Here is a 16,297-nt window from a genome sequence, read left to right as displayed (position 1 = left end):
CCACCTTTTGACCAAGGGGGTATCTTGGCAAAGGAACGGACCAAAGATGAAACCTATGTCGGCCCCCTGCGGCGTTTGCTGGTGGGGCTTCTGGTGCTGGCACTTGCCGGGGTGTTCCTGCTGTGGCGGATCGACAGCCCGCGGGTCGAACGCATCCGCGCGCAGGTGACCGATGCGGTGGTGCCGAATTTCGACTGGATGCTGACCCCGGTGACCGCCACGGTGAACCTGGCCCGCGATTTCCAGAGCTATCAGCGCGTCGTGCAGCAAAATCAGGAATTGCGCCGCGAGTTGCAGCAGATGAAAGCCTGGAAAGAAGCCGCGCTGCAACTGGAGCAGGAAAACGCCCGGTTGATGGATCTCAACAAGGTGCGGCTGGACCCGCGTCTGACCCATGTCACGGGCGTTGTGCTGGCCGACAGCGGCAGCCCGTTCCGGCAATCGGTGCTGCTGAACGTGGGCGCGCGCGATGGCATTCTGGATGGTTGGGCCACGATGGACGGGATCGGGCTGGTGGGCCGGATTTCCGGCGTGGGGCAGGACACCGCGCGGGTGATCCTGCTGACCGACAGTGCCAGCCGGATACCGTCGGTGATCCAGCCTTCGGGGCAACGGGCGCTGGTGCAGGGCGACAACACCGGCGCGCCGCCCATCAGCTTTCTGGAGAACCGCGACGTCGTGCGGCCCGGTGACCGGGTGGTGACCGCTGGGGATGGCGGGGTGTTTCCCGCCGGGCTGCTGATCGGGCAGGTGGCGCAGGATCCGGGCGGGCGACTGCGCGTCCGGCTGGCCGCCGATTACGAGCGGCTGGAGTTCCTGCGCGTGCTGCGCAATCCAGGCACCGAGGTGTTGCGCGATCCCGGCGCGCTGGTGGTGCCGACGGCAGACCGTGCCGACAGGGCGGACCGGGTGGACACGGGCGCGGCGCTGGCCGGGGAGGCCGGCAATGATTGATCAGTCGGCCTGGCACCTGTGGGGCATGCGTGCGGCCTATCTTGGACTGGGGTTGGCAATCGTCGTGTTGCAACTGACCCCGCTGGAATTCACCCCGCGGCGCTTTGCCTTGCCGGATTTTCTGATCTGCCTCACGCTGGTCTGGGCGGTGCGCCGCCCTGAATACGTACCGGCGCTGGCGATCGCGGTGATGCTGCTGCTGGCGGATTTCCTGTTGATGCGCCCCCCGGGCCTGCTGGCGGCGCTGGTGCTGGGCGGTGCCGAGTTCCTGAAGGCGCAGTCGCGCGGGCTGCGCGATCAGCCCTTCGTGATGGAGTGGCTGAGCGTGGGGATCGTCATCACGGGTATCTTCATTGCGTTCCGGCTGTTCGCGGCGATCTTTGTCGTGCCGCAGGCGCCGCTGACCCTGACCCTGATCCAGATCGTGGGCACGATACTGGCCTATCCGCTGGTCTCTCTGCTATCCTTTGTCGTGCTGGGGCTGCGCAAATCAACCCCGGGCGAGGTGGACACACTGGGGCGACGGACATGAGGCGCAATCCGAAGGAAACACAGGACAGCGTGCGCAAGGTCACGCGGCGGGCCCTGTTGCTGGGCGGTGCCCAGGTGGCCTTTGTGGCGGCGCTGGGGTTGCGGATGCGGCATCTGCAGGTCGAACAGGCCGACCAGTTCAGCCTGCTGGCCGAGGAAAACCGCATCAACATCCGCCTGATCCCGCCTGCGCGCGGCCAGATATTCGACCGCAATGGCCGCGTTATCGCAGAGAACGTGCCCAGCTATCGCATCACCATGGTGCGCGAGGATGCCGGCGATGTGGAGCTGGTGCTGCACCGGTTGGCCGCCCTTGTCGACATCCCGCCCGAAGACATGGCGCGGGCCCGGGCCGAACTGGACAAGGTGCGCGGTGACACGCCGGTCACCATCGCCGACCGGGTGTCGTGGGAGGTTATCTCGCGCGTGGCGGTCAACGGCCCCGCGCTGCCCGGCATCACGCCCGAGGTTGGGTTGAGCCGGCATTATCCCAACGGGCTGGATTTCGCCCATGTGGTGGGCCGGGTCGGCCCGGTCAGCGATTTCGACCTGTCGCGCATCGAAGACCCCGATCCGCTGTTGCGCATCCCGCGTTTCCAGATCGGCAAGGTGGGCGTCGAGGCCGAGGCCGAAGAGGTGCTGCGCGGCACAGCCGGCATCAAGCGGGTCGAGGTGAACGCGATGGGCCGGGTCATGCGCGAACTTGACCGGCGCGAGGGGCGGGCGGGGACCGACCTGCAACTGACGGTCAACAGCGAGTTGCAGCAATATGTGCAGGCGCGGCTTGGCAACGAAAGCGCGGCGGTGGTCGTGATGGATTGCGACACCGGCGATTTGCTGACCTTGGCGTCATCGCCCAGCTATGACCCCAACCTGTTCGTGCGCGGCATTTCGGTGGCCGACTACACGTCGCTGACCGAAAACACCTATCGCCCGTTGGTGCCCAAGACCGTACAGGGCCTGTATCCGCCGGGATCGACCTTCAAGATGGTCACGGCGCTGGCCGCGCTGGAGGCCGGGATCGTCACGCCGCAGGACACCGCCTATTGCCCCGGCCACCTTGAGGTGTCGGGCCGACGGTTCCATTGCTGGAAACGCGCAGGCCATGGCACCGTCGATCTTCAAAGCTCGCTCGCCGAAAGCTGCGATGTCTACTACTACGATCTGGCGCTGAAGGTGGGGATCGAAAAGATCACCGAAATGGGGAAACGGCTGGGGCTGGGCGTGGCCTTTGACGTGCCGATGCCGTCGGTCAAGGCCGGGATCCTGCCGACGCGCGCCTACAAACGCGAACGGTTCAGCCAGGAATGGGTCGTGGGCGACACGGTCAATGCCTCGATCGGGCAGGGCTTTGTGCTGACCTCGCCGCTGCAACTGGCGGTCATGACCGCGCGACTGGCCACCGGGCGTGCCGTGCTGCCGCGGCTGATCAAGTCGGTGGACGGGGTCGAACAGCCCAGCGGCCATGGCGAGGAACTTGGTCTGAACCCCGAGAACCTGCGCCAGATCCGGCGCGCGATGTACGCGGTGACCAACAACCGCACCGGCACGGCCTATGGCAGCCGAATACTGGCCGAAGGGTTCCGGATGTCGGGCAAGACCGGCACCAGCCAGGTGCGCAACATCACCGCCGAGGAACGCCGCCGCGGGATCGTGCGCAACGAGGATCTGCCGTGGAATCGGCGCGACCACGCGCTGTTCGTCAACTATGCTCCGCATGATGCGCCCAAGATCGCCGTATCGGTGGTGGTCGAACATGGCGGCGGCGGATCGTCGGCGGCGGCCCCCATCGCGCGCGACGTGACCTTGCAGGCGCTGTTTGGCGATGACCCGCCGCTCGACGCCTATCCGGCCAAGGACCGCAGCCGGGTGCAGGCGCAGCAGGAGCGGTTTCAGCGCGAGCGCGAGGCCCGCAAGCGCGAGGCGCAAAGCCGCGCATGAGCTATCTTGAATATACCGTCAAATATGTCCCGACCGGGCTGCGCAAGCTGTTGTATGTCAACTGGCCGGTGGCGTTGCTGCTGGTGGCTGTGGCCAGCGTTGGCTTTCTGATGCTGTATTCGGTGGCGGGCGGATCATTCTCGCCCTGGGCCGAGCCGCAGATGAAACGCTTTGCGGCTGGCTTTGTGCTGATGCTCATGGTGGCGATGGTGCCGATCTGGTTCTGGCGCAACGTGGCCGCCGTGGCCTATGGCCTGTCGATCCTGCTGCTGGTCGGGGTCGAGCTGTTCGGCTCGGTCGGGATGGGCGCGCAGCGCTGGATCGATCTGGGGTTCATCCGGTTGCAGCCTTCGGAGCTGACTAAGATCACGCTGGTGATGCTGCTGGCGGCCTATTACGACTGGCTGCCGATGAAAAAGGTCTCGCACCCTTTGTGGGTGGCGCTGCCAGTGTTTTTCGTTCTGCTGCCGACCGTGATGGTGCTGTCGCAGCCCGATCTGGGCACCGCGCTGCTGCTGGTGGCGGGCGGCGGGGGCGTGATGTTTCTGGCCGGGGTGCACTGGGCCTATTTCGCCGGGATCATCGCCAGCGGCGTCGGGCTGGTGGCGACGGTGATCCAGTCGCGCGGCACGTCCTGGCAGATGCTGAAAGACTATCAGTTTCGTCGCATCGACACGTTTCTGGACCCCAGTCAGGATCCGCTGAATGCGGGCTATCACATCACCCAGTCGAAAATCGCGCTTGGCTCGGGCGGATGGGGCGGCAAGGGTTTCATGCAGGGCACGCAATCTCGGCTGAATTTCCTGCCCGAAAAGCACACCGATTTCATCTTTACCACGCTGGCCGAAGAATTCGGCTTTGTCGGGGCGACCTCGCTTTTGGTGCTGTATGCGCTGGTGATCGTGTTCTGCGTCGCCTCGGCGCTGGCCAACCGCGACCGGTTCTCGTCGCTGCTGACTTTGGGCATCGCGCTGGCGTTCTTCCTGTATTTCGCGGTGAACATGTCGATGGTCATGGGGCTGGCCCCGGTGGTGGGTGTTCCTTTGCCGCTGGTCAGCTATGGTGGCTCGGCCATGCTTGTGCTGATGGCCGGTTTCGGCCTGATGCAAAGCGCCCATGTCCACAGACCGAGGTAACACATGACTGTCAATGTTCTGTTCGCCGCCAGTGCCGAGCGGTGGGAGGATTACGAAACCACGCTGAAATCCGCGCTGGAACAGGCGGGGGTCGATGCCGACCTGCGCACCGAGTTTCCGCCCGAAGAGGTGGATTACATCGTCTACGCGCCCAGTTCGTGGCTTCAGGATTTCACCCCCTACACACGCTGCAAGGCGGTTCTGAACCTGTGGGCCGGGGTGGAAAACGTGGTGGGCAACGCCACGCTGACCCAGCCGCTGTGCCGGATGGTCGATGACGAGGGGCTGACCCAGAGCATGATGGAATGGGTGGTGGGCCATACCCTGCGCCTGCATCTGGGGATGGACCTGCATATCCATGGTCAGGACGGCAAATGGCGCAAGTATGCGCCCCCCGTTTCGCAGGACCGGCCTGTCACCATCCTTGGGCTGGGTGCGCTGGGGCAGGCCTGCGGGCAGGCGCTGGCCGGGCTGGGGTTTCCGGTCACGGGCTGGAGCCGCACGGAGAAAGAGGTCGAGGGGCTGACCTGCCTGCATGGCGATGACGGGTTGGTGCGCGCGCTGGAAGGCGCGCAGATCGTCGTCCTGCTGCTGCCGCACACGCCGCAGACCGAGAACACCCTGAACGCCGAAACGCTGGCGCTGCTGCCCAAGGGCGCGATGATCCTGAACCCCGGGCGCGGCGCGCTGATCGAGGATACGGCGCTGCTGGCGGCGCTGGAATCCGGCCAGATCGCCCATGCGGTGCTGGACACCTTCCGCAAGGAGCCGCTGCCGGTGATGCATCCCTACTGGGCGCATGAGAAGGTGACGGTGACGCCGCATATCGCCGCCACCACCCGGCCCGAGACCGCCTCGCGCGTGATCGCCGAGAACATCCGCCGGGGCGAGGCGGGCGAGCCGCTGCTGCACGTGGTGGAGCGCGGCGCGGGGTATTGAGCGCGCGGTGATCGGCTGGGGGTGGGTTGGCACCCACCCTACGGCCAACCTATCAGCGCAGTATGGGGGGCTTGTCGGGGTCTGATCCGGGTGCGATCCGCTCGACCTTGGGCGGTTCGGCGGGCGGCGGAATGTCCAGCCGCATGCCACGCGCCGTGATCGTGGGCAGGCGGGGATCGTCGCCCTCGATGAACACCACGTCCAGTGCCCCGGCCTCGATGCCCGAAAAGGTCAGCGCCTCGGCCACGGTCTTGGCCAGCGGGGCGTGCGCGCGCGGTTCTGCCCCAAGAATGGCCAGCAGATGCGCGCGCGCACCGCTGTCATACTCGGCCTCGACAAGAAATGCCGCCTGCGCCAGACCGGCAGCGCGGCTCAGGCGGGTGGCCAAAGCATCCAGAACCGCCTGCGGCAACGGGCCGGGCGCATGGACGGTCACGATGCGGGCTTCGGTTTCCTGCGGGGCGGCACCCAGCGTCTCGACCAGCCAGACCAGCGCCTCGGGCGGGACCAGAAAGGATGTCGGCCCGGCCTCGAGGTTGATGCCCAGCCCGATGCCCTGCGGGGCCAGCATCCCCGCCAGCACCCGGCCCGAGATCGCGGCATAGGGCGCAGGCCCGCCGGTGAAATGGCCGATGCGGTCCTCGGCGTCGAAGGCCACCACGAAGGTCTGATCGCCCAGATCGAACACATCCGGCGCGATCTGGTCGCCTGACGGTTCCTCGCGCAGGACCAGAAACAGCTCGGTATCGGCCAGCACCTCGTAATAGCGCGCGCGGGCCAGATCGTCGTCGGGTGCGGCCTCCATCGCGTGAAACGCGCGATCAAGCGGGGTTTGCGTGTCAGTCATCAAGCGCCTTTCTGACCTGCGCGCGCAGCGGCGGCAGCAGGTCGGTCTCGAACCACGGATTGCGTTTGAGCCATGCGGTATTGCGCCACGACGGGTGCGGCAAGGGGAAAAGCCCGGGCGCATGGTCGCGCCAGCCCGCCACGGTGTCTGTGACCGACGCCCGTGTGCCCAGATGCCAGCGATGCGCGTGACCGCCCACCAGAACGGTCAGACGGATCTCGGGCAGGGCGGCCATGACCGCCGCGTGCCATGTGCGCGCGCAGATCGGCGGGGGCGGCAGGTCGGCCCCCTTGGCATTGTAGCCCGGAAAGCAGAAGGCCATGGGCACGATGGCCACGTGGGCAGTGTCGTAGAACTGGGCCGGGGTGAGGCCCAGCCAGCCCCGCAGACGATCGCCCGAGGGATCATCGAACGGCCGACCCGATTTGTGCACCCGCATGCCCGGTGCCTGCCCCGCGATCAGTATCCGCGCGCCGGGCCGGAACCAGACCACCGGACGGGGCGCATGGCCCGTGGCGGTGGCGGCAAAGCGGTCCGCACACAGGCGGCAGGCGGCGATGTCGTCTTGCAGGGTCATGATCCGCTCATGGCTTGGCGTTTCGCCCGGGCTGGGGTAGGACGCGCCATGCTGTCCTATCAACATATCTACCACGCGGGAAACCCGGCGGATGTTCACAAGCACGCGGCGCTGGCGGCGATGCTGGCGTATCTGACGCAAAAGGACAAACCGCTGAGCTATATCGAAACTCACGGCGGGCGGGGTCTGTATGATCTGGCGGCCCCCGAAGCGGCCAAGACCGGCGAGGCCGCGGCGGGAATTGACGCCGTGCTGGCGCGCGGCGGTCTGGCGGGCAGCTCCATTCTGGCGGTACTGGACAGGGTGCGCGCCGCGCATGGCCCGCGCGCCTATCCCGGCTCGCCCCTGATCGCGGCGCATTTCCTGCGCGCCGGGGATGCGGGCCATGTGGCCGAGCTGCACCCGCGCGAACATGCGGCGCTGGAAGAGGCGCTGGCGGGCACTGCGCTGCGCGTGTACCGGCAGGACGGGTTCGAGATGGCGCAGTCGATCTGCCCGCCAACCCCGCGCCGGGGGCTGGTGCTGATCGATCCCAGCTACGAGGTGAAGGCCGATTACGACACCATCCCGCAGCAGATCGCCAGGCTGCACCGCAAATGGAACGTGGGTGTGATCGTGCTGTGGTATCCGATCCTGATCGGCGGGCCGCATGGGCCGATGCTGCGGGCGCTTGAGGCGCAGGGCCTGCCCGGTGCCTTGCGCCACGAGGTCAGCTTTCCACCGGTCCGGGCGGGGCACCGGATGGTGGGGTCGGGGCTGTTCGTGGTCAACGCGCCTTGGGGGCTGGAGGATGATCTGGCCACGATCGCGAAGGTGTTTGCCGGCTGACAGGGAGGAAGTGCGCCGCGCCGCTGTCGCACAGCGTGGCGGCCAGCCCCCCACACCGCAGGACAAGTGGGGGGCCAGCCCCCCACACCCCCCGGGATATTTGACGAGAGAGGAAACAGGGGCGCCGTGTTTCTGCGCGCCCTCGTCGTGCAGGATCAGCTGACGTCGCGGTAGCTGATTTCGCGGCGGTCCTGTCCGGTCTTGCCGCGCCGGACGATCAGGCGGTTAAGCGCGTTGATATAAGCCTTGGCCGAGGCGACCACCGTGTCGGTATCGGCGGACTGGCCGGTGGCGATGTTGCCGTCCTCTTCGAGCCTGACGCTGACCGTGGCCTGCGCATCGGTGCCTTCGGTCACGGCGTGGACCTGATAGAGTTGCAGATGCGCCTCGTTCGGGTGCAGTTCGCGCACTGCCTTGAAGGTCGCATCGACCGGGCCATCGCCGGTTTGTGTCGCCGTTTTCTGCGTGCCTTCGACCTCCATCACCAGGGTGGCGCTGGCCGGGCCGCCGGTGCCGCAGGTGACCGACAGGGACTTGAGTTGCAGCGCATCGTTGGCCGCATCCTCGCCCGCGTGGACAAGGGCCAGGATATCCTCGTCATAGACTTCCTTTTTGCGGTCGGCGAGATCCTTGAACCGGACGAACACGTCCTTGAGCTGGTTGTCGGCCAGTTCGACGCCAAGGTCGCGCAGCTTGGCGCGCAGCGCGGCGCGGCCCGAGTGTTTGCCCAGAGGCAGGGACGAGGCCGCAAGCCCGACATCGGCGGGGCGCATGATCTCGAAGGTCTCGGCATTCTTGAGCATGCCGTCCTGATGGATGCCGGATTCATGGGCAAAGGCGTTCTTGCCCACGATGGCCTTGTTGAACTGCACCGCGAAACCGCTGGCGCTGGCCACGCGGCGCGAGATGTTCATGATCTTGGTGCTGTCGACCTGCGTGCGCCATGGCATGATGTCGGCCCGCACCTTGAGGGCCATCACCACCTCTTCGAGCGCGGTGTTGCCCGCGCGTTCGCCCAACCCGTTGATCGTGCATTCGATCTGGCGCGCGCCCCCGGCCACGGCGGCCAGGCTGTTGGCGGTGGCAAGGCCGAGGTCGTTGTGACAATGGGTGGCAAAGATCACCTCGTCCGCGCCGGGCACGGTGTCGATCAGGCGGCGGATCAGGTCGGCGGATTCCACCGGGGCGGTGTAGCCCACGGTGTCGGGGATGTTGATCGTGGTGGCCCCGGCCTTGATGGCGATTTCCACGACGCGGCACAGGTAATCCCATTCGGTGCGGGTGGCGTCCATCGGCGACCATTGCACGTTGTCGCACAGGTTGCGCGCATGGGTCACGGTGTCGTGGATGCGGTCGGCCATCTCGTCCATGGTCAGGTTCGGGATCGCCCGGTGCAGGGGCGAGGTGCCGATGAACGTGTGGATGCGTGGGCGTGCGGCGTGCTGCACCGCCTCCCACGCGCGGTCGATATCGGGCAGTTGCGCGCGGGCCAGACCGCAGATCACCGCCTGCTTGCTGCGCCGGGCGATTTCGCTGACGGCACGAAAGTCGCCTTCGGAGGCGATGGGAAACCCGGCCTCGATGATGTCGACGCCCATATCGTCCAGCAATTCGGCGATTTCGAGCTTTTCTTCGTGGGTCATCGTGGCGCCGGGGCTTTGCTCGCCGTCACGCAAGGTGGTGTCGAAGATCAAGACGCGGTCTTGTTCGATGGCTTGTGTCATGGGGTATCTCTTTGATCTGGGTGTCTGCTAAGGCGTTATGGCGCGAAACATGCCTCCTCTGAGCGGTCGCGCCGGGCTGGCACGCTCAGAGGCGGCTTAGCAGAATCAGGCCACGCAGCAGCGCCGCGCCGGGGGCGCGTGCGGATGCGGATATGTGAGCCTGATGCGTCATGCTGGCATGGTATACCGCGCAAGGGCCAAATGAAAAGCCTCAATTCGTGCGATTGAAGGGGCGGGTGGGCCTGCTAAGTGATGCCCCATGAAACAGGCATTGGTGATCGGGGCATCGGGCGGCATCGGCGCGGCAATGGTGGCGGAACTGGAGACGCGCGGATATGCGGTCACCGGGCTGTCGCGCAGCGGTGACGGGCTGGACGTGACGGATGGCGCGTCGGTGACGCGGATCATGGGCGCGCTGGACGGGCCGTTCGACGTGATTTTCGTGGCTGTGGGCACTTTGGCCGTGGATGGCGCGCCGGAAAAGGCGTTGAGGCAGGTCGATGCGGCGCAGATGGCGCGGGTGTTCGCGGTCAATGCGATTGGCCCCGCCATGCTGCTGGCGCAGGTCGAGCGGTTGTTGCCCCGCAAGGGCCGGTCGGTCGTGGGGGTGCTGTCGGCGCGGGTCGGCTCGATCGGGGACAACCGCATGGGTGGGTGGTACTCCTATCGCGCATCCAAGGCGGCGGTGAACCAGATCGTGCACGGGGCGGCCATCGAGATCGGGCGCAAGCGGCCTGATGCCATCGTGGCGGCGCTGCATCCGGGCACGGTGGCGACAGAGTTCACCGCCGGTTATCCCGGCCATGACAAGGTGACGCCGCGCGAGGCGGCCAGCAACCTGTGCGATGTGCTGGAAGGGCTGACGCCCGAGCAGACGGGTGGTTTTTTCGACTATGCCGGGCGCGAAATCCCATGGTGAAACGGCTGGTTCTGGTGCTGGGCGACCAATTGACGCCCGATGTCGCGGCCCTGCGCGCCGCCGACAAGACGCGCGATTTGGTGGTGATGGCCGAGGTCATGGCCGAGGGCACATATGTGCCGCACCACCCCAAGAAGATCGCGCTGATCCTGTCGGCCATGCGCCACTTTGCGGATGACTTGCGCGATGAGGGCTGGACCGTCGCCTATACCACGCTGGACGATCCCGACAACGCGGGCAGCATCCCCGGCGAATTGCTGCGCCGCGCCGAGGAGCATGGCGCGAAAGATGTGATCGCCACCCGCCCCGGCGAATGGCGGCTGATCGCGGCGCTGGACGATCTGCCGATCCCGGTGACGGTTCTGGAGGATGATCGCTTCATCTGCCCGCATGCCGAGTTCGAGGCATGGGCCGAGGGCCGCAAGGAACTGCGGATGGAGTATTTCTATCGCCAGATGCGCCGCAAGACCGGGCTGATGATGGAGGGCGACAAACCGGCGGGCGACAAGTGGAATTTCGACCACGACAACCGCAAGCCCGCAAAGGACGACCTGCTGCGCGCGCAGCCGATGAGCTTTGCGCCTGACCGGATCACCGAGGAGGTGCTGACGCTGGTGGCCGATCGGTTCCCAAGCAATTTCGGTGCGTTGCGCCCGTTCTGGTTTGCCGTGACGCGTGCACAGGCGCTGCACGCGCTGGATCATTTTGCAAAGGAACTTTTGCCGGGGTTTGGCGACTATCAGGACGCGATGCTGCGCGGTGACCGGTTCCTGCACCATTCGATCCTGTCGCCCTATCTGAACATCGGGCTGCTGTCGCCGCTGGAAATCTGCCAGCGGGTCGAGGACGAGTGGCGCGCGGGTCGCGTGCCGATCAATGCCGCCGAAGGGTTCATCCGCCAGATCATCGGCTGGCGCGAATACATGCGCGGCATCTATTTCCTGGAAGGGCCGGAGTATCCCCGGCGCAATATCCTGAACCATCAGCGCAAGCTGCCGGATCTGTTCTGGGGGGGTGAGACAGGGATGGAGTGCCTGAAATGCACGGTCGCGCAGACGCGGGACGAGGCCTATGCCCACCACATCCAGCGCCTGATGGTGACGGGCAATTTTGCCCTGATCGCGGGCGTGAACCCGGCCGAGGTGCATGAATGGTATCTGGCGGTCTATGCCGATGCGTTCGAATGGGTCGAGGCCCCGAACGTCGTGGGGATGAGCCAGTTTGCCGATGGCGGCATCGTGGGGTCAAAGCCCTATGTGTCCTCGGGCAATTACATCGACAAAATGTCGGATTACTGCGGGGCCTGCGCCTATAGCGTCAAGAAAAAGACCGGCGCAGAGGCCTGCCCGTTCAACCTGCTGTATTGGCATTTCCTGCTGCGGCATCGGGACCGCTTTGCCAGAAACCCGCGCATGGCGCAGATGTATCGCACATGGGACCGGATGGACGAGGACAAGCGCGACACCGTTCTGGCCGATGCGGAGGCGTTTCTGGACCGGATGAGCAGGGGTGAGGCGGTTTAGGTCGGCGGAATGGTGGGTTTCACCCACCCTACAGTGTCGTCAGCAGATATCCGCTCGCATCCATGATCGCGTCATGCAGGGCGAAATCGTCAGCCCGCGCTGCGCGCAACTGCGCCTCGATTTCTGTGCTGATAGGGGTAGGGGCAGGGGGCGAGACGTTTTTCTCTTTCGTGTCGATTTTCTGACCCAGACGGTCAGAGAGCCAGGCGCGGAACACGGTCGGTTTCTCGTAGGCGAACAGATGTTCGATCCGCACCGCGCCCCTGTCATCGGTGACAAAGGCGAACTGGCTGCCCACACGGGCAAAGGGCGGCGGATCGTCCGCGATCGTGGCCAGCACGAAATCATCGAATGACAACCCTGCGGCGCTGTTGCTGGCGCCCTTGCGCTTTGGATCCTGCCGGTATCTGTACCAGCTGCGCAATTGCTCCAGCGGGTCGCGGATGACCGCCGCGCGCGTGGGTCGCAGACCATGGGCGCGGTCAAGATAGGGTCCGAAATCGCGGTCGAACTTGCGCGCGGTCATGTGTTTCAGCCCGGCCTTGTTGGCCAGGCTGATGTCCGCGCGGCCCCGCAGGGCCAGGTGATAGGCGGTCGATCCCGTCTTGGGCACGGCGAACAGGACAAGATTGGCATCGACGAAAACCAGCATGACGGCTCCTGCAATTTTGCGCCACGTTGCCCCGTGCGCGCGGCCTTGTCAAAGCCGCCCTTACGCCGCCCGCGCGACCTGCTATAACGCTGGCCATGACACGGCTTGACCCGCGCGACATCGCCATATTGCAAGTGCTTGCCCGCGACGGGCGGATCACCAAGGCGGCCCTGGCCGAGCGTGTCGGCCTGTCGCCCACACCTTGCTGGGAACGCCTGCGCAAGCTGGAACGCGCGGGGCTGATCACGGGCTATGGCGCGCGGTACAACCTGCGCAAGCTGGGCCCCTCGGTGACGGTGTTCGTCGCCGCCGAGCTTGAGGGGCACACCGCCGCGCATTTCCAGACCTTCGAACGCGCGGTGGCGCAGCATGACGAGATCACCGCCTGCTGGTCGCTGGGCGGCGGGTTCGACTACCTGATGCAGGTGGTGACCCCGGATATCGACAGCTATCAGCGCCTGATCGACGGGCTGCTCGAGGCGCGGGTGGGGCTGGCGCGCTACTATACCTATATCGTGACCAAGGTGGTCAAGGACGGCGCGCCGCCGCCGTTTGCCGCGCTGCTGGGCCAAGCAGAGTAAACCGCCTGTCAGCGGTGCGGATGGCAGAGGATTCCTCTGCCAGTGCGGGGATATTCAGCCTCGCTGCCTGTGCACACCCGTCATGCTGGCGTCAGACCCGAAAACCGGAGGAACGCCATGTCGCTGCACAACAGCCTGCCGAAATCGCCCCTGTCCGATCTGGATGACCCGCGCCTTGCGCGGCAGTTTTCCTATATCGGTGGAAAATGGGTGGACAATGCCGACCGCGCCGCGTTTTCCGTGACCAACCCTGCCGACGGCACATGGCTGGGTGAGGTGGCAAAGCTGACAGGCGATGAATCGCGCCGTGCCGTGGATGCCGCGCAAGAGGCCTTTGCCGCATGGTCCGTCACCCTGCCGCAGGATCGCGCGGCCATGCTGCGCCGCTGGTATGACCTGATGATCGAACACAAGGAGGATCTGGCGCGCATCATGGTGCTGGAACAGGGCAAGCCGATCTCTGGAGCACGCGGCGAGATCGACTATGCCGCCTCGTTTGTCGAATTCTATGCCGAGGAAACCCGCCGCCCCAACATCGAGGGCGTCACCAGCCACCTGCCTGATGCCGAGGTTGAACTGTGGCGCGAACCCGTGGGTGTGGCCGCGCTGATCACGCCGTGGAACTTTCCCGCCGCGATGCTGACGCGCAAGGCAGCGGCTGCCTTGGCGGCGGGCTGCACCGTGGTGGCGCATCCGTCGGCCGAGACGCCGTTCAGTGCACTGGCGCTGGCCGAACTGGCCGAACGCGCAGGCCTGCCCGCCGGTGTGTTCAACGTGGTGACAGGGGACGCACCCGAGGTAGTGAAGCCCTGGACCGAGGACTCGCGCGTCCGAGCGCTGTCCTTCACCGGCTCGACCGAAGTCGGGCGGCTGCTCTATCGTCAATCCGCCGACACGGTGAAACGGCTGGTGCTGGAACTGGGCGGCCACGCCCCGGTGATCGTGTTCAAGGGCGCCGATCTGGACAACGCGGTCGAGGAAACCATCAAGGCGAAATTCGCGACCTCGGGGCAGGACTGCCTGGGTGCCAACCGGATTTTCGTCGAGCGCGCGATCTATGACGAATTCTGCACCCGCTTCGTGACGGCAACGCAGGCCCTGCGCATCGGTGTGGGCATGGACGACCCCGATATCGGCCCGCTGATGAACGAAAAGGCGGTGGCCAAGCAGGAAGAGCATGTTGCCGATGCGCTGGCCAAGGGCGCACGGCTGCTGACGGGCGGCAAGCGCCACAGCCTTGGTGCGCTGTTTTATGAACCAACCGTGCTGGCCGATGTGCCGGCCGATGCGATGATCCTGCACGAGGAAACCTTTGGCCCCGTCGCCCCGATCGTGCCCTTCGATACCGAGGACGAGGTGATCGCGCGGGCCAATGACACCGAATACGGGCTGGTTGCCTATGTCCACACGATTGACCCGCGCCGCATCTACCGCATCAGCCGCGCGCTGCAATTCGGCATGGTGGCGGTGAACCGCACCAAGGTCACCGGTGCGCCGATCCCCTTTGGCGGGATGAAGCAATCAGGGCTGGGTCGCGAAGGCGCGCGTCAGGGCTTGGAAGAATTCACCGAAATCAAGTACGTCTGCCGCGACTGGGCGTGAGCGTACGAAATCTTGAAAAGATTTCGCCCCGGAATTTTCAGAAAAATTCCGGGTGCGGGATCACGCGAAAGGACAAGACATGCTGAAGAACGATCAACTGGACCAGTGGGATCGCGACAACTTTTTCCACCCCTCGACCCATCTGGGGCAGTTCGCCCGGGGCGAGGCCCCCAACCGCGTGATCACCGGCGGGCAAGGGTGCCACATCACCGACCGCGACGGCACCCGCCTGCTGGATGCCTTTGCCGGGCTGTATTGCGTCAACGTCGGCTATGGCCGGACGGAAATTGCCGATGCCATCGCCGATCAGGCGCGCGAACTGGCCTATTACCACGCCTATGTCGGTCACGGCACCGAGGCCAGCATCACTTTGGCCAAGATGATCATGGACCGCGCGCCCAAGGGCATGTCCAAGGTCTATTTCGGGCTGTCCGGGTCGGACGCGAACGAGACCAACATCAAGCTGATCTGGTATTACAACAACATCCTTGGCCGTCCCGAGAAGAAAAAGATCATCAGCCGCTGGCGGGGCTATCACGGCTCGGGCCTGATGACCGGATCGCTGACCGGGCTGCACCTGTTTCACCAGAAGTTCGATCTGCCGCTGGCGCAGGTGCTGCACACCGATGCGCCCTACTACTTCCGCCGGGACGACCTGACCCAGACCGAAGAGCAGTTCGTGGCGCAATGCGTGGCCTCGCTGGAAGAGATGATTGAACGCGAAGGGGCCGACACCATTGCCGCATTTGTGGGCGAGCCCGTGCTGGGCACCGGCGGCATCGTGCCGCCGCCCGCGGGCTACTGGCCCGCTGTTCAGGCGGTGCTGAAGAAACATGACATCCTGCTTGTCGCGGATGAGGTTGTCACCGGCTTTGGCCGTCTGGGCACCATGTTCGGCTCGGATCACTACGGGATCGAGCCCGACCTGATCACCATCGCCAAGGGGCTGACCAGCGCCTATGCGCCGCTGTCGGGGTCCATCGTGGGCGACGGAATGTGGAAGGTGCTGGAGCAGGGCACCGATGAAAACGGCCCCATCGGCCACGGCTGGACCTATTCGGCCCATCCCATCGGGGCGGCGGCGGGGGTTGCAAACCTCAAGCTGCTGGATGATCTGAACCTGATCGCCAACAACCGCGAGGTGGGCGGCCATCTGAACACGGCGATGACCGACGCGCTGGGCGATCACGCCCATGTGGGCGAGGTGCGTGGCGAGGGGATGCTGTGCGCGGTCGAGTTCGTGCGCGACCGCGACAGCCGCGCCTTCTTTGATCCCGCCGACAAGATCGGGCCGCAGATCGCCGCCGCGCTGGCCGCGCAGGGTGTGATCGCGCGGGCGATGCCGCAGGGCGATATCCTGGGCTTTGCCCCGCCGTTCTGCCTGACGCGGGACGAGGCGGACGAGGTCGTGGGCAAGNGTGGGCAAGACCGCAAAGGCCGTGAAATCCGTGCTGGGCTGACGAAAAAATATAGCGGCGCGCGGCCATTGACTGCCGCGCGCCGCGCCATGATATGCACAGTATCCAAGGGCCGGGCCCCTCTG

The 16,297-nt window shown here is 65.6% G+C and carries 14 protein-coding genes and 1 pseudogene; 11 read left to right on the top strand and 4 right to left on the bottom strand.

The features are described 5' to 3' along the window. Positions 1-24 precede the first annotated feature (24 nt). The 5 genes from mreC to ACFTOW_RS08800 are packed head-to-tail and all read left to right on the top strand — an operon-like array spanning position 25 to position 5,501. Positions 25-954: a rod shape-determining protein MreC gene (mreC, locus tag ACFTOW_RS08820; protein WP_379914728.1), complete on the top strand. Its 930-nt coding sequence runs from the start codon at positions 25-27 to the stop codon at positions 952-954. Next, positions 947-1,486: a rod shape-determining protein MreD gene (locus ACFTOW_RS08815; protein ID WP_379914726.1), complete on the top strand. Its 540-nt coding sequence runs from the start codon at positions 947-949 to the stop codon at positions 1,484-1,486. Before mreC ends, ACFTOW_RS08815 begins: the two co-directional genes overlap by 8 nt. Beyond that, positions 1,483-3,426, top strand: coding sequence for a penicillin-binding protein 2 (mrdA, locus tag ACFTOW_RS08810; RefSeq protein WP_379914724.1), 1,944 nt, complete (start codon positions 1,483-1,485; stop codon positions 3,424-3,426). The genes ACFTOW_RS08815 and mrdA overlap by 4 nt, the downstream gene beginning before the upstream one ends. Next, positions 3,423-4,562 (top strand): rod shape-determining protein RodA, encoded by a 1,140-nt coding sequence (gene rodA, locus ACFTOW_RS08805; RefSeq protein WP_379914722.1) that lies wholly within the window; start codon positions 3,423-3,425, stop codon positions 4,560-4,562. Before mrdA ends, rodA begins: the two co-directional genes overlap by 4 nt. 3 nt (positions 4,563-4,565) lie before the next feature. After that, on the top strand, positions 4,566-5,501 hold the full coding sequence (locus tag ACFTOW_RS08800) for a 2-hydroxyacid dehydrogenase (protein ID WP_379914719.1): 936 nt from the start codon (positions 4,566-4,568) through the stop codon (positions 5,499-5,501). A gap of 52 nt (positions 5,502-5,553) precedes the next feature. Here the strand turns inward: ACFTOW_RS08800 and ACFTOW_RS08795 are convergent, their stop codons facing one another. Next, on the bottom strand, positions 5,554-6,348 hold the full coding sequence (locus ACFTOW_RS08795; RefSeq protein ID WP_379914717.1) for an SseB family protein: 795 nt from the start codon (positions 6,346-6,348) through the stop codon (positions 5,554-5,556). Further along, positions 6,341-6,925 carry a uracil-DNA glycosylase family protein gene (locus ACFTOW_RS08790; RefSeq protein ID WP_379914715.1) on the bottom strand — a complete coding sequence of 195 codons (585 nt, stop codon included), beginning with the start codon at positions 6,923-6,925 and terminating at the stop codon, positions 6,341-6,343. The genes ACFTOW_RS08795 and ACFTOW_RS08790 overlap by 8 nt, the downstream gene beginning before the upstream one ends. Positions 6,926-6,973: 48 nt before the next feature. Between ACFTOW_RS08790 and rlmJ the strand changes: the two genes are divergently transcribed. Next, positions 6,974-7,753 (top strand): 23S rRNA (adenine(2030)-N(6))-methyltransferase RlmJ, encoded by a 780-nt coding sequence (gene rlmJ, locus ACFTOW_RS08785; RefSeq protein ID WP_379914713.1) that lies wholly within the window; start codon positions 6,974-6,976, stop codon positions 7,751-7,753. A gap of 155 nt (positions 7,754-7,908) precedes the next feature. On the opposite strand, the gene ACFTOW_RS08780 is transcribed toward rlmJ, so the two are convergent. Then, the gene (locus ACFTOW_RS08780) at positions 7,909-9,477 is read right to left on the bottom strand and encodes a 2-isopropylmalate synthase (RefSeq protein WP_379914710.1); all 1,569 of its coding nucleotides are present in this window, start codon (positions 9,475-9,477) and stop codon (positions 7,909-7,911) included. Between the two features lie 259 nt (positions 9,478-9,736). On the opposite strand from ACFTOW_RS08780, the gene ACFTOW_RS08775 reads away from it, so the two are divergent. After that, the gene (locus tag ACFTOW_RS08775) at positions 9,737-10,396 is read left to right on the top strand and encodes an SDR family NAD(P)-dependent oxidoreductase (RefSeq protein WP_379914708.1); all 660 of its coding nucleotides are present in this window, start codon (positions 9,737-9,739) and stop codon (positions 10,394-10,396) included. After that, positions 10,390-11,919 carry a cryptochrome/photolyase family protein gene (locus ACFTOW_RS08770; RefSeq protein ID WP_379914706.1) on the top strand — a complete coding sequence of 510 codons (1,530 nt, stop codon included), beginning with the start codon at positions 10,390-10,392 and terminating at the stop codon, positions 11,917-11,919. The genes ACFTOW_RS08775 and ACFTOW_RS08770 overlap by 7 nt, the downstream gene beginning before the upstream one ends. A 28-nt stretch (positions 11,920-11,947) precedes the next feature. Here the strand turns inward: ACFTOW_RS08770 and ACFTOW_RS08765 are convergent, their stop codons facing one another. Next, positions 11,948-12,571 (bottom strand): sulfotransferase family protein, encoded by a 624-nt coding sequence (locus tag ACFTOW_RS08765; protein ID WP_379914704.1) that lies wholly within the window; start codon positions 12,569-12,571, stop codon positions 11,948-11,950. 95 nt (positions 12,572-12,666) lie between these two features. Between ACFTOW_RS08765 and ACFTOW_RS08760 the strand changes: the two genes are divergently transcribed. From ACFTOW_RS08760 to ACFTOW_RS08750, 3 genes and pseudogenes are all read left to right on the top strand, one after another. Next, complete coding sequence (locus ACFTOW_RS08760; protein WP_379914702.1) at positions 12,667-13,152, top strand: Lrp/AsnC family transcriptional regulator; 486 nt, start codon at positions 12,667-12,669, stop codon at positions 13,150-13,152. 117 nt (positions 13,153-13,269) lie between these two features. Beyond that, on the top strand, positions 13,270-14,754 hold the full coding sequence (locus ACFTOW_RS08755; protein WP_379914699.1) for an NAD-dependent succinate-semialdehyde dehydrogenase: 1,485 nt from the start codon (positions 13,270-13,272) through the stop codon (positions 14,752-14,754). A gap of 79 nt (positions 14,755-14,833) precedes the next feature. Further along, positions 14,834-16,214 (top strand): annotated as a pseudogene (locus tag ACFTOW_RS08750) (aminotransferase class III-fold pyridoxal phosphate-dependent enzyme). Positions 16,215-16,297 lie beyond the last annotated feature (83 nt).

It is taken from the genome of Lacimonas salitolerans (assembly GCF_042677865.1).
In the GTDB taxonomy this organism is placed as follows: domain Bacteria; phylum Pseudomonadota; class Alphaproteobacteria; order Rhodobacterales; family Rhodobacteraceae; genus Lutimaribacter; species Lutimaribacter salitolerans.
The sequence above is the reverse complement of the archived record's forward strand: the minus strand, read 5'-3'. Positions and strand labels throughout refer to the sequence as shown.

What these genes read in the sequence shown, in the direction of transcription:
- ACFTOW_RS08815 (WP_379914726.1), top strand. Translation starts at nt 947, where the DNA reads ATGATTGATCAGTCGGCCTGGCACCTGTGGGGCATGCGTGCGGCCTAT.
- mrdA (WP_379914724.1), top strand. Translation starts at nt 1,483, where the DNA reads ATGAGGCGCAATCCGAAGGAAACACAGGACAGCGTGCGCAAGGTCACG.
- rodA (WP_379914722.1), top strand. Translation starts at nt 3,423, where the DNA reads ATGAGCTATCTTGAATATACCGTCAAATATGTCCCGACCGGGCTGCGC.
- ACFTOW_RS08800 (WP_379914719.1), top strand. Translation starts at nt 4,566, where the DNA reads ATGACTGTCAATGTTCTGTTCGCCGCCAGTGCCGAGCGGTGGGAGGAT.
- ACFTOW_RS08795 (WP_379914717.1), bottom strand. Translation starts at nt 6,348, where the DNA reads ATGACTGACACGCAAACCCCGCTTGATCGCGCGTTTCACGCGATGGAG.
- ACFTOW_RS08790 (WP_379914715.1), bottom strand. Translation starts at nt 6,925, where the DNA reads ATGACCCTGCAAGACGACATCGCCGCCTGCCGCCTGTGTGCGGACCGC.
- rlmJ (WP_379914713.1), top strand. Translation starts at nt 6,974, where the DNA reads ATGCTGTCCTATCAACATATCTACCACGCGGGAAACCCGGCGGATGTT.
- ACFTOW_RS08780 (WP_379914710.1), bottom strand. Translation starts at nt 9,477, where the DNA reads ATGACACAAGCCATCGAACAAGACCGCGTCTTGATCTTCGACACCACC.
- ACFTOW_RS08775 (WP_379914708.1), top strand. Translation starts at nt 9,737, where the DNA reads ATGAAACAGGCATTGGTGATCGGGGCATCGGGCGGCATCGGCGCGGCA.
- ACFTOW_RS08770 (WP_379914706.1), top strand. Translation starts at nt 10,390, where the DNA reads ATGGTGAAACGGCTGGTTCTGGTGCTGGGCGACCAATTGACGCCCGAT.
- ACFTOW_RS08765 (WP_379914704.1), bottom strand. Translation starts at nt 12,571, where the DNA reads ATGCTGGTTTTCGTCGATGCCAATCTTGTCCTGTTCGCCGTGCCCAAG.
- ACFTOW_RS08760 (WP_379914702.1), top strand. Translation starts at nt 12,667, where the DNA reads ATGACACGGCTTGACCCGCGCGACATCGCCATATTGCAAGTGCTTGCC.
- ACFTOW_RS08755 (WP_379914699.1), top strand. Translation starts at nt 13,270, where the DNA reads ATGTCGCTGCACAACAGCCTGCCGAAATCGCCCCTGTCCGATCTGGAT.